At 53.7% G+C, this 12,087-nt stretch carries 11 protein-coding genes; all 11 read right to left on the bottom strand.

Annotated features, from left to right (window positions below; genetic code table 11):
* Window positions 1-48 precede the first annotated feature (48 nt).
* The 11 genes from LQ232_RS15335 to LQ232_RS15285 all read right to left on the bottom strand — a co-directional run bounded on the left by LQ232_RS15335 (window position 49) and on the right by LQ232_RS15285 (window position 12,086).
* On the bottom strand, window positions 49-618 hold the full coding sequence (locus tag LQ232_RS15335; RefSeq protein ID WP_230181212.1) for a hypothetical protein: 570 nt from the start codon (window positions 616-618) through the stop codon (window positions 49-51).
* On the bottom strand, window positions 615-1,157 hold the full coding sequence (locus LQ232_RS15330; protein WP_230181211.1) for a hypothetical protein: 543 nt from the start codon (window positions 1,155-1,157) through the stop codon (window positions 615-617). Before LQ232_RS15330 ends, LQ232_RS15335 begins: the two co-directional genes overlap by 4 nt.
* Window positions 1,154-1,645 carry a hypothetical protein gene (locus LQ232_RS15325; RefSeq protein WP_230181210.1) on the bottom strand — a complete coding sequence of 164 codons (492 nt, stop codon included), beginning with the start codon at window positions 1,643-1,645 and terminating at the stop codon, window positions 1,154-1,156. Before LQ232_RS15325 ends, LQ232_RS15330 begins: the two co-directional genes overlap by 4 nt.
* Before the next feature lie 41 nt (window positions 1,646-1,686).
* Window positions 1,687-2,490 (bottom strand): hypothetical protein, encoded by an 804-nt coding sequence (locus tag LQ232_RS15320; protein ID WP_230181209.1) that lies wholly within the window; start codon window positions 2,488-2,490, stop codon window positions 1,687-1,689.
* The gene (locus LQ232_RS15315) at window positions 2,477-4,153 is read right to left on the bottom strand and encodes a GspE/PulE family protein (protein WP_230181208.1); all 1,677 of its coding nucleotides are present in this window, start codon (window positions 4,151-4,153) and stop codon (window positions 2,477-2,479) included. Before LQ232_RS15315 ends, LQ232_RS15320 begins: the two co-directional genes overlap by 14 nt.
* A 17-nt stretch (window positions 4,154-4,170) precedes the next feature.
* Window positions 4,171-5,367 (bottom strand): type II secretion system F family protein, encoded by a 1,197-nt coding sequence (locus LQ232_RS15310; RefSeq protein ID WP_230181207.1) that lies wholly within the window; start codon window positions 5,365-5,367, stop codon window positions 4,171-4,173.
* 10 nt (window positions 5,368-5,377) lie between these two features.
* Window positions 5,378-5,821 carry a type II secretion system major pseudopilin GspG gene (gene gspG / locus LQ232_RS15305; RefSeq protein WP_230181609.1) on the bottom strand — a complete coding sequence of 148 codons (444 nt, stop codon included), beginning with the start codon at window positions 5,819-5,821 and terminating at the stop codon, window positions 5,378-5,380.
* Between the two features lie 317 nt (window positions 5,822-6,138).
* On the bottom strand, window positions 6,139-6,471 hold the full coding sequence (locus LQ232_RS15300; protein WP_230181206.1) for a hypothetical protein: 333 nt from the start codon (window positions 6,469-6,471) through the stop codon (window positions 6,139-6,141).
* A complete protein-coding gene (locus tag LQ232_RS15295; protein ID WP_230181205.1) occupies window positions 6,468-8,954 on the bottom strand; it encodes an RHS repeat-associated core domain-containing protein in 2,487 nt (828 codons plus the stop codon). The genes LQ232_RS15300 and LQ232_RS15295 overlap by 4 nt, the downstream gene beginning before the upstream one ends.
* Entirely contained in the window at window positions 8,951-11,326 is a 2,376-nt protein-coding gene (locus LQ232_RS15290) for a DUF6531 domain-containing protein (RefSeq protein WP_230181204.1), read from the bottom strand. The genes LQ232_RS15295 and LQ232_RS15290 overlap by 4 nt, the downstream gene beginning before the upstream one ends.
* 313 nt (window positions 11,327-11,639) lie before the next feature.
* Window positions 11,640-12,086 carry a hypothetical protein gene (locus tag LQ232_RS15285; protein ID WP_230181203.1) on the bottom strand — a complete coding sequence of 149 codons (447 nt, stop codon included), beginning with the start codon at window positions 12,084-12,086 and terminating at the stop codon, window positions 11,640-11,642.
* Between the last annotated feature and the right edge of the window lies 1 nt (window position 12,087).

Raw genomic sequence — 12,087 nt, 5'->3', positions numbered from 1 at the left:
AACGTCGCGGTGTGGAAATGTTCAGAGAGCAATGAAGTACAAAGCGCTTCATCGGCCAGGCCACGTTTGCAAAGTCGAGGGCGCTGCAGGTATGGGCAAATTCCATGTGCGCTGGTTGCTGTTCTGAAGCAATGTCAGTTGCTGTGTGGTGATGCTTTGCACGCGGTAGTCAGAGAAAATGACTTCACCCTGTCGTGCCAGGACGGTGCCTTGCGGGCCGCCCACAAAGACGGCAAGATTGGTTTCATCGCCCCAGGTGCCGATGATCTGCAAAGGTGGGGGCGTTGGAGGTGGTGGTGGAGGCGGCACATAGACCGTGGGTGCAGGCGCTGCAACAGGGGTAGGTTTGAGCGGAGTTGGAGGTGGCACTTGCCCACGGGCCAGGAAAGCATTGCCCGCGTCTTCATCGTGTGTGCTTGGGCGTACCGGCCAAGAGGGCCCCTCGCCAGAAGCAGCTTCTGCCGCAGGCGATGGATTGGGGGCCACAGCCTGGCTCACCCGCTCCACAGCGCCTGAGGCGGCTTCGATGGCTTTGGGGCGCCCCATGGGGTCCCACCACCGAATGACGAGCACCAGCGCCAACAAACCCAGCCACAACACAAGCCGCTGACGGCTCATGGCTTGTCCTCTTGGGTGGCTGGCGGCCAGCCATCTGCCAGGAACACCGTCCAGTGAAGCTTGGCCTCCACCTCGATGGCATCCCCATTGGGGCGGGACAAGGCCAATTCGCGCAAGGCCATGGCGGGCTGCTTGTCCAGCAAGGTGGTGATGAGTTGCCGCAATTGGGGGTAGGGGCCTTTGAGCGTCGTTCGGATCTCCAGGGCGGACAAGGCTTCATCACTCAAGGGGGTGATGCGGTATTCGGCTTGCGGCCAAGCCAGGCCGTTGGCCTTGGCCTCACTCTCCAAAATCCGAAGGATCGCAATGGCTTCAGTGGCATGGGGCAATATGGGATTCAATGGCGCCGATGCGGCCTGAGCAGGCGCGGTGAGCGTGCTTGGCGTGGCCGCTGAAAATGGCCGTGCCGCCTGATGGGTTTGATGGACCCACGCCAACAGTGCCAAGGCGATTGCCATGCCGGCGACTCCGGCGCAACCAGGCCAGCCGAGCAGCAAGAACAGACGCGCAGCAGCGATGCGGACAAGCTGCGTGTTCATGGTGCCAGCACCCACCTGGTTTGCAGAGAAAAGCGGGTCAAGGGTCGGCCCTGCGGATCAGAGGACTCGTCGTGAGACAAGATCTGAGTTTGAGACAGAGCAGGCGCGGCTTGAAGCGCAGTCACGAAATCCAGTGCAGCATCCAGGCTGGGTGCCTCCGCGTCCAATTGCAGTCGTCCAGTGGCCGGATCAGATTTGAATCCCACTAAAAAGATGGGCGGCTTGGTCGCCTGCTCCAAGGCCCGCAAGGTGTTGATCCAAGGCAGGGCCAGTTCGTGGGCGGCGCGGTGCCATCGTTTGTCGTCCACATACGCCGGCATGGGCGGGGGTAGGGCGACCAGACGCTGGCGTTCGCTTTCAGCTTGCAATTGAGTTTGCTGTTGATGCGCTTTGGCCAAGGCCTCTTGCCGATGCTTGAGCGCCAGGTATTGCCAGCCCGCCAAGCCCAGCATCGCCAAGGCAAGGGCCAGTACCAGCCAACCAAGCATGGGCTGGCTTGGCGACCTCACGAAGTCAATGCGCAGGGCCCTCACGTAGTGGACCCCTGGGTTCCAAGCACTTGCCAATGAAATGCATCCGATGAAGGGCGGGTCGCCATCTCTGGAATGGCCTCGAACGAGAAGCCCGCCACGGAGGTGGACTCCTCAAACACGCCAAAGCGCAGGGCTTCGGTGCGGAGCACTTTGTCCAGATGAGCAGGGCTTTGCAGAATCGGTCCAGCAGGTTGCAGTCCCAGGGCCTGCCCTTTGGGGGCCCTGACCAAAATGCTGCGGTCTTGCTCTGCCAGGACAAGCCAAGTAGCAGCTTGCCCTGCGCCTGAGCGCCAGATTTGCTCCCATGTCCAGGACAAGGTGGGCGCAAGCCCAACCAGCCGGTGCCGGACATGCCCACCCGGCTGCTGGGTCTCGATGCCTTGACGCAAGCCGGTCAGCAGTCCACTGGGGCAGGCAAACGCCATGGTTTGGGGATCACCTGCCACATAGCTGCTTTGGATGTTCCAGACCTTGGCGTGCTCGCCAAAGATCTGCGAGAAGCGGTGCTTGGCCAGAACATCGATTTGGGCTCTCGACAAAGGCTTGCTTCCTGTGAGAATCAGGCTGACCGGCATCCATTTGGAATCGGCCACCACCTGCACGCGAGCCCCGTGAGGCAGGGCCTGGGTGATGCCTGGCAGCAGTTCTGAAAGTTCCGTGTACTGATCGTGGGCCAGGTGATGCACCGCCTGGCTTTCAATCTGCGCCCAGTCGCGGCCATTGAACTGCCACAGTTGAATGAAGGCCTGCCCCAGTCGCAGCATGTAGGGTGGCGAGCGCCACGCGTCAGGAAGCCACACGATTGACCTCCTCAATCGTCGTCTTCCCCTGCGCGGCGGCGTTCAAAGCCAAACCCCGCAAACCCACCCAGCCATTCTTTTGCGCTTCAATTTGCAATTGATCCAAAGGCGCCCGAGCGGCAATCAGCCCCTTCATGGTGGGCGTCATTTCCAGGATCTCTCCCAGCGCAAAGCGCCCCGAATAGCCCGAACCTCTGCAGTGCTCACAACCTTGGGCTTGCAGCCATTGGTGGCTACTGGAAGATGTCACCAGATGCGCTTGATCCTGCGCCGAGGGCAGGTCGGACGGTTGTGTGGCCTTGATGGCGCAGTGTGGGCAAACCTTGCGCAACAGCCGTTGAGCCACGATCCCGTTGATGGCCGATGCGAATGTGTAGACGTCAATGTCAAATTGCGTGAAGCGGCCCACCACATCGAACACATTGTTGGCGTGCACCGTGGTGAACACCAAATGCCCTGTCAAGGCCGACTGGATGGCAATCTGGGCGGTCTCTGCATCGCGGATTTCTCCGACGAGGATCTTGTCCGGATCGTGGCGAAGGATGGAGCGCAGCCCGCGTGCAAACGTCAAGCCCTTGCGTTCGTTCACCGGGATCTGCAGAACGCCGGGGAGTTGGTACTCCACCGGGTCTTCAATGGTGATGATCTTGTCCCGCGGGTTGTGGGTTTCTGCAATGGCCGCGTACAAAGTAGTGGTCTTGCCAGATCCAGTCGGCCCGGTAACCAGCATCATGCCGTGCGATTTGCAACTCCAATGTTGCAGGGCGGTGATGGCCTCGGGATTGAAGCCCAGCTTGGACAGAGTCAGCCCCTCCAGGCTTTGGGCCAGGTGCTGGCGGTCCAGCACGCGCAGCACGGCGTCTTCGCCATGGATGCTGGGCATGATGGAGACGCGGATGTCGATGCTGCGTCCCTCAAAATTGATCTGCAAGCGGCCGTCCTGGGGGATGCGCCTTTCGGCAATGTCCAGTTGCGCCATCACCTTGATGCGGCTGATGGCCTGGGTGGCCAGTTCGATGCTGTCCATGTGGCGCTGCAGGCTGAGCACACCATCGATCCGAAACTTGACGCTCAAGCCGTTGGGGTCGCATTCCAGGTGGATGTCGGAGGCGCCCGTGCGCAGTGCATCGAACAAGGTCGAGTTGACGAAGCGCACAGCCGGGCTCTCGTCGGCGCCGATTTGCAGCAAACTCAATTGTTCTGCTTTTGCAGCGCTGACAGCGCCGCCGCTGGAGCTTGCCACCGTCATCGTGCCCAAGGCGCTCATGTGGGCCTCGCAGTGAGACAGCCAAGCTTCGAGTGTCTCTTTGCTGGCCAAACTCACGGTGTGTGGGCCAAGAACCGTGTGCGCCCACGCAAGCCGGTCTTGATCGAAGGGGTCGGTGACCACGAGTTGCAAGCCGCCATCGCCATCCTGAGCCAAGGCGCAGCGCATGCGCGAACTGTCCACGAACGACAGCAAGTCAAACCGGGGCGTCCACTTGCCCAGATCGGCCATCTGAACGACGGGCATGTCCAGTTCATGGGCCAGCCAACTGACCAGCGCACCATTGGTCTCGAACCCCGCCTGCAGGCTGACCAGCAAGTCTGCTGGCTGGCCCCCGGAGGACACCGCGCGAATGGCATCGGGCAATTTTTGAGACAAAAAGGAAACTGGCGTCATGGGTGCTGCGATGGCTTTCACTGGATGGCCGAGGCCAACTCAAAAATGGGCAGGTACATCAACACCACCACCACGCCCACACCCAGGCCGATCACGGTCATCACGACCGGTTCAATGATCCGCATGGTCTTGTCCAGCGACTTGGCCACCTCGTTTTCGTGGAACTCGGCGGCACGCCCGAGCATGACCCCCACATCGCCTGAGCGTTCACCCGCCCGCAGAAGCTGCTCGGCCACGGGCGTGGCCATGCCAACCAGCATGAAGGCATTCGATGGGGCCAGTCCTTGGCGCATGGCTTGTTCGACGGCCAAGCCACTTGACCTGAGGCCCAGGGGCAGCACCTGGTTGGCCAGAGCCAGCGATTCAGGCAGGGGCATGCCACCCTCCACCAACATGCCAATGGTCCGGTACCAGCGGGCCAGAAAATAAATGCGCAAATGCTTGGCCAGCGGCCCGATATCCAGGATGCGGTTCAGCAGCTTGGCGCGGTAGGTGGGCACCGCCAAAACGCTCACCAATGCAGCTGCGATCACGGCCGCCCCCAGCAACAGGTCAAGGCCGTGGGCTTTGAGAAGGTGAGACCAAGCCACCATGGCCTTGGCGGACCAGGGCAGGTTGTTCATGCTTTCAAACACCCTCGCAAAGCGAGGCATGACGTAGAGCATCAAGAACAGCATGACGCTGCCGCCCACGCCCATCAGCAGAACCGGGTACAGCGCCACTGAGGTGATCTGGTGCCGGACTTGTTCCGAGCGGCGCTCGTGCTCAAGATAACGAGTCAATGCTTGCGGTAGATCGGAGGTCACCTCAGCCGACCGAACCATGGCGATCAGAAGGGGTGGGAACAGGGGCTGATGTTCCATGGCCTTGGACAAGGTCTGCCCTTGTCGCAGGTGTGTGTCAACTTGGCCGATGATCTCTGCCCATCGGCCGCTCGCCCCCTTGCGCAAGGTCTCCAGCGCTTCAATGAGGCTGAGCCCGGCTTGCAGCAAGGCGTGCAGCTGCTCAATGAAGAGCACCAGATCACGCCGATTGGATCTGGCGCTGGATTGGCCGACAGCTTTGGATTTGAACGCGCCGCTTTCTTCGCGACCGGACAGGACGATGTAGCCTTGTTGCTGCAAGCGCGCCTTGGCATCGTCCAGGCTGATGGCGTCCATCACCAATGTTTGAGGGGCGCTTCGGCCCTGAACCACATCCAGATGGAAGCGCATGGGTATCAGCTCAACGGCCGGTTTGCCAGGAGGCGATGTCGGCAGCGTCACCATCGCCACCGCGCTGGCCGTCTTTGCCAAATGAGACGATGTCGTAGTCGCGCTTGTTGTCGCCCGGTGCTTTGTACTGGTATAGCTGTCCCCAGGGATCGGCCGGAACGTCCTTCTGCAAATAAGGGCCACCCCACTTGGCCTCGTTGGCGGGCCGATCAATCAAGGCTTTGAGGCCTTGTTCGGTGGTGGGGTAGTGGCCGATGTCCAGTCGGTAGGTGTCCAGTGCCTTGCTGAAGGCATCGATCTGGGCGCGGGTGGCCTTGATTTCGCTCTTGCCAACTTGTTCGAAAAAGCGTGGGCCGACGTAGCTGGCCAGCAGGCCAATGATCACCATGACAACCAGCAATTCTAACAACGTAAAGCCGCGGTTCCGGATGAGTCGAATATAAAGCACGTTAATTCCAAACACCTTAATTTTAATACGAGTACTGCCTCGAACCCTTTGGGTGATTAAAGTCTAAATATGCGCATTGGTTTCTTAATAACAACTATGCACCATGCCGCAAGTATAAACTACAACCAACTTAAAAGTCGGACGTGTCACCGAGGATTGTATTCAGAAAAGGCAATGAAAGCAGCTGACGCATTCAATCACCCCCAATGCATTGATTCAATCCAGATAACATTGGCATGTAAAACCGCATCGTATATATTGCCATGGAGTTCACGATCAAGGCTGCCAATACGTGGCCCTACCGCACGCAAGGCCACGACAATTCAGTAATCCTTCCATTCTACTAACTGCCAAACGTTTCCCTGCTTCTTCAATTCCACAATTAATGATTTGTTACATACAGAGCTTATAGCCGTGGCACGAAATTTAGCATATGCGTTGCTGCCAGAGAATCGATAGGTGTAAAACCATCTACTTAAGTCAACGCGAACCCCAAGTCCGCATTGCTCAATCAGACGAGAATTTTCTGCCAAAAGAGATGGTGCCTCGTGCCATGCGTCAAGTTTGTCCACAACCAAGGGAGGTAGAAAGATCAGCGCAGCAAGGATCAACAATGCCGTCCCCATTCCATTTCGTAGTCGAGATGAAGTCTTCATGGCTGACCAAACACCGTAAATTCGACACCCGCAGCTGCCCCGGCGCCGATCCCCCATTTGGTGTCTAAAGAAGCCTTTGGCGAAACTCCTCCGTAAGAGCTTGACGAACTAAACCAACCAAAATAGTTTTTTCCTACATTGGCCTCAACATTGGCTGACAAGGGACCCAAATTTCCGCCTCCCTGGGCAAAGAATCCGACACCTACGCCTCCTTTGCCGCATTGAGTGGCATCGCCCCCCGCGCGGCCACCAAGGGGGTCATAGGCTGCACCAAATCCAAGACCCTTTCCAAGTTTTAATGCCATGAAACCAGTGCCGCTTGAGGGATCGCGCCCAAAAGTAAGGGCCCCTCCGCCGCCCAAATACCCGCCTACTTCCACTGTCCATAGGCCATATGGATCGATATTGCTAAGACTATTTCCATTTGCATAGCCATATGTGTTAAGTCCACCATCCAACCCGATGGGATCGGATTGGACATAACGACCTGTTGCTGGATTATAAGTGCGATGGTAATTGTAGAAAGTGCCGGTTTCCTTGTCTAAGTACTGCCCTGGGAAGCGTAGATTCAGAGTGAACTGTTGAGCTGCAACCTGACTTTCCGGGGCTTCATTGGCGGCACTGGCACCAAAGGGCTCGTTTGTCACCATCGACCAATTCCAGCGCTTTTTGCCCGCTGTGTCTGTTACCAATCTTGGCGTGCTCAGGTAGTCAGTGTGGACATAATAGACAGTTGCAATATTGCTTGCAGTGACCATGCTGGTTGGCGTACTGCCGGCAATCACCGCGACGGGCGTGTCACCTAGCCAGATGTACTCCCGTTTGATCTGCTTTGTACTGGCATCCTGCTCTGCGATTAAGTGCCCTTGCAGGTCGTACTGGAACACAGTGTCGGTGCTTCCAATGTAGGCCACGGGATTGATGGCCGACCCACCTGCGGGAGTATATATTGCTCCCGTTTTTCTGAGGCGTTGCCCAAAATTGTTGTTCAAATAGCTGTACTGAGCTCCCGGCCCCTGCGTCTTGATTAATCGTCCATAAGGGTCCAGATTACGGTTGTCGTAGATGTACTTGACGTTACCTGCCGGGGCAACTGGGTCCTGTGTGATGTTGCCAACACTATCAGTCGTGATTGCTTGACTAGCCGCAGCACCCACCTTGACCGTGGCAAGCCGACCACTTATACCCGAGTACGTATAAGCTGTGCTGACCACAGAGGTCGTTTTCAGTGTGCGATTCCCATTGGCATCGTAGTCGTAACTATAGGTCGTTCCATTCAAATTGGCACTGCGCAAACGATTCAAATCATCATAGCCATAAGTCTGATATTGCAAACTACCAGTGTCGGTGTAACTGTTGATGGTCATGACCCGCCCGGCGTCATCCAAATACAATTGATTAATCGAGTTGGTGACGCCAAAGGCGCCTCTGCCCAAGGTAAAGTAAGATGGTCGCCCAGATGTGTCGTAGCCACGCCTGTAGGACTGCTGCGGTGTGCTTGGAGTGGCTCCAAAGTTCCAACTTTTAATTGCATAACCGTTGGAAGCCATCGCTAACGGTGTGTACACAATGTTAGACAACACCGTGATCGCGGAACTCCCATTGGGGTGGGTTGTGGTGATTCCTGTGATGTGGCCCAAGGCATCAAACTGGTAATCCACTTTGCGTCCAGAGGGATAAGTCAATCCAACCAGTCGACCTGCATTAACGCTACTAATAGCTCCCCAACGGTAGTAAAGGGCATCGGTTTCCGTGCACGCTGTGGCCGTGTCCGCACCACTGATGAACTGACAGCGCCTTGTTATACGCCCCAGTTGATCATAACGAAACGCTGTCGAAGTGAGGCTTAAACCATTGGCGTCGAATTCGGCCACCGTAGTCAGGCGCCCCCGACCATAGTTCTCTGAACCAGAGGTTGTATTATAGGCATCATAGCCAAACAATGTCTGACCTAAGTATTGACCCGCCTCGTCGTAATACCAAATATATTTTGGTCGATTAAGCGGATCGTATTGAATCTCGCTTTGCTGATCCTTATGGTTTGTTTGGAGATTGAGCTGACCTGTTTTGTTGTAGTTTCGTACCAAGGAGTTCGTGTCTGGACTCTGCTGAGTAAGGTCATCTAATCCGCTTGGCGTATATGTAGTGATTGCCCCTTTCGCATCCTTGATGCTCGTCAGCCGGTTAAGTGCATCATAGGTGTAGCTAATTTCAGGACGTGCAGCGGCGGCTGTCGGCTTTGGCAAAGTTTGCTTTTGCAATCGGTCCAAGTTGTCTGGCACCAAGTCCGTCACCTTTCCATTGGGATCGGTGAACTTTATTAAATTGCTTTGCGAGTCGTACTCAAATTGACTTGAGCTTGCCTGCTGTGCAAATGCTGCAGGCGGCAAAAGCGCCAACCCTACCAATATCACTACGATTGCCTTACAGCTGATAGGTGGCAGCATCGAATTTCCTTTTAACGGTTCAACATCACGAATCATTGCCCAGCTCCGATAAGCGTACGCACGCGATTTAAGGCGTCATATGTTCGGGTAATATTCCGAGTAAGAACGGGCGTCGCGCTGTTGTCCTTCACATCCTCAGACAAACGATTTCCTGCATCGTCTAAGGTGTAATGGACAGAATTGCCCAAATTATCCTTGACGTCGGTCAAACGAAGGGCGGCATCGTAGGTATAGCTGAGTGAGCTACCATCAGCTTGGATAGCCTTTTTCAACAGACCTGTTGGCCAGTATTCAAAGCTGATTTGCTGACCGGCCTGATTCATGGTTTGAACCTGTCCCCTGGCGTTATAGCTATATGTGGAATTAACACCATTCACATCTGTCATTCCCAAAAGTCGACCAGATTTATCGTAGGATGTGAATTGCGTTAAAAAACCTTTGGCATCAGTAATTTCTTTTAAATCTCCTTTTGAGTGCCCCGCCATATTGGGTGCAATCCCGGTGAATAGGACATCTGAGTGATATACAAAACCAGTTTTATTCCCATTGGTGTCTGTATAAGTCAAAACCTGCCCAGTTTCGTTATAAGTGTAATTGTTGACGCGCACAAGCGCCACATTGTTCATTGAGGCACCCAGGCCAGCGCTTCCATTAGCATCTAATGTGGCCCGCTCGATTTTCTTGCACAGAACAGCAATCTTTTTGCCATCAGGCAGAACGGCGTTCTCAGGAGCACAACTGGCTAACGCGTTATTGTTAGTTGGATCGGGTTGTCCGTTATAAACCCAAGTCGTCCTTCTATAAGGTTCAAATTGATCTATTTTATAGAACCAGTCTGGATGCAGCTTGGTCGATATTTTACGAGCCCCTGCTGGAAGCGTCGCGCCATCTGCTAAAACGGATGAGCAAACCGCTGTGTTAGGCAGTCCCTCAACCCGAGCAAGTTCGTTCTCATAGGCATCAAGTTTGTAGCAAGTTTTATGATTATTAAAATCATCTCGACTGACCAACAAGCCGGATGGGTCATAAGCTTGACTGCTGCCCGCCGCGCTACATCCGACACCAGCGCCCCTGTCCACCTTGATCAAACGTTCAGCACCTCCGATATTTTTAAAGGTATATTTTGCCGTTAGGTTGTTCACATCCGTGACCTGCGTAAAATAGCTGCCATCCGTATTAGTGCCGTACGAGAAAGTATCCTTCTCTAAACCTCCGACCAGGCCACTGTGATAGGCCTTGCCATCCGGATAATAGTCATTGATCGTATAGCGGGCTCCACCAATAGACACACCTACAAACTTATCGACCGTCGTATCGTAGTGATACGTGTAGGCGGAAGCTGTGGGAGTGGGACCTGGATAGGTTACAGTCGTCAATATACCGTTGGTATACCCATAGTTCACCACATTCCCATTCATGTCCGTCGCCGACGTCACTCGATCGCCGGTCCAACCAAGGCTAATTTGGGATCCATTCGAATGGGTGACTGATGTTAACTTGTTAACATATGCATAATCATAAATTATTGTATTGCGGTATCTATCTGTTATAGAAATAAGCCTTCCGTCCATTGCATATTTTTCAATTGTTCCATCTTGATATTTAATCCACCACATGCTATTATTGTCGTCGAAATTTATAGTTTCGTATGCAAACGTTGAATCTACCCTTCTCATTGCGCCGCCATCTCTGGCGTAGGCATAAATTCCATTTGAAGATATTCGCATAAATGCATGTACATCTTCAATATTTTCATACTCACAATAATAAGATCCTGGCATAGTGTTGCATGTGGATCCGTCACGAAATATAGGAATCAATCTCAGATCCAAATTTGAGACCCACCCAGGACCAAATATCCCTATAAAAGAAGAGAGTGTAGATGCCACCTTTGAGTTAAAAGTTCGCTTTACGTATAAAGCAGAGCGATGCGCACCTTTGACATCAACATCAGTACGAACCTTAGTTCCCGTTCTAATCACTACGGGGCGAGCTGTTTTACACTCGTCATTTACAGGAGCACTTGAAACCTCAACTCCTGGTTCACCCCCGCCACCCCCTCCACCCGGCGTGCCAATATTCGCATTTGGAAATAATGTGGGCATTGGAAGTGAAAAATTAAAATTACTAGCCGACCCGCTTACCGTTATTGTCGGCAATGCCCCCTGGATGTTTGGGCCGGTATTATATGAAGTAGAGTAGATTGAGAATGCCGAATTCTCATTCGAAAATGAATTTGAAATTATTGTATCAGGCAACATTGCCATCTGCGCTTCAATGTAATCAAAATCAATAGGCACATCATAATCACATCCATCAATATTGCCGCATCCATCACCTGCCTCGGCATTGTTGGCTATTAAAATAACGGAGCAAGCAAGTGCTTTAAGGATCGAATTTCTGTTCATGCTGGGTTTAATTAAAAATGATGCGATTTTTAAAAAAGGACTGTTTTTTTCATATTAGCCGATGACTTGATATGGTTATATGATTATCCCAAGACAATCCCGATTCAATGTCTCTTATTTTCTTATTCAGGACAGTCGAGGTAATCGTCTCACCTTCCGTTGGCGAGTATATTACCCCGCCAACTGATTTGACTGCACACGCTGTATTAAGGGGCAAGGCCCCATTCCATTTTCCACTTGCGTCCCAGCAAGCGAGCAAATTTGCGGGCATGTAACCCACGTGTTTTGTGGAAATTTTTACAGAAAGTTCGAGTTATATTTTACCGTTTCCAACTCTTTTCTGTGTCGTGTTTTCCAAGCAGTGATCACCCATCGGCGCGCCGGGGCTTTCAAGTAAAGTAAGGAGGCAAGCTGTGCCCGGCTGATCAGTTCGGCGCCGTAGAACACTGAGAAGTTGCCCTTTGCGACCGACGTCCATCCGCCCAAAAAGAAGAATAAAGTCTTCTCGCAACTTCGGGTCTCCGCGAATGGCGCCTTCCAGCGCCCAATGCTCAACCATAGGAGTAACTCCATCTGAACTTGCTTTTACATACAGTTCTCGGATGGCTAATAGGTCGCCCTGCTCAGCTAATGCCAAGAGGGATTTGACTTGTGGATCCGATTTTTCACAACAATCTGTCTCGTGAACAAGTACAAGAGCAAGTACCATTAAAATCGCCGCAGCCAATCCCCAAGCAGCGAACTTACTAGTTCTCGACATT

Origin of the sequence: Aquabacterium sp. CECT 9606, from assembly GCF_918741295.1 — a bacterium.
Lineage (GTDB): Bacteria > Pseudomonadota > Gammaproteobacteria > Burkholderiales > Burkholderiaceae_C > Aquabacterium.
This window is presented reverse-complemented; position numbering and strand designations above follow the sequence as displayed.

Coding starts and splice junctions, on each gene's coding strand:
- LQ232_RS15325 (WP_230181210.1), bottom strand. CDS start 1,645: ATGCTTGGTTGGCTGGTACTGGCCCTTGCCTTGGCGATGCTGGGCTTG.
- LQ232_RS15295 (WP_230181205.1), bottom strand. CDS start 8,954: ATGATTCGTGATGTTGAACCGTTAAAAGGAAATTCGATGCTGCCACCT.
- LQ232_RS15300 (WP_230181206.1), bottom strand. CDS start 6,471: ATGAAGACTTCATCTCGACTACGAAATGGAATGGGGACGGCATTGTTG.
- LQ232_RS15290 (WP_230181204.1), bottom strand. CDS start 11,326: ATGAACAGAAATTCGATCCTTAAAGCACTTGCTTGCTCCGTTATTTTA.
- LQ232_RS15285 (WP_230181203.1), bottom strand. CDS start 12,086: ATGTCGAGAACTAGTAAGTTCGCTGCTTGGGGATTGGCTGCGGCGATT.
- LQ232_RS15335 (WP_230181212.1), bottom strand. CDS start 618: ATGAGCCGTCAGCGGCTTGTGTTGTGGCTGGGTTTGTTGGCGCTGGTG.
- LQ232_RS15310 (WP_230181207.1), bottom strand. CDS start 5,367: ATGCGCTTCCATCTGGATGTGGTTCAGGGCCGAAGCGCCCCTCAAACA.
- LQ232_RS15330 (WP_230181211.1), bottom strand. CDS start 1,157: ATGAACACGCAGCTTGTCCGCATCGCTGCTGCGCGTCTGTTCTTGCTG.
- LQ232_RS15315 (WP_230181208.1), bottom strand. CDS start 4,153: ATGACGCCAGTTTCCTTTTTGTCTCAAAAATTGCCCGATGCCATTCGC.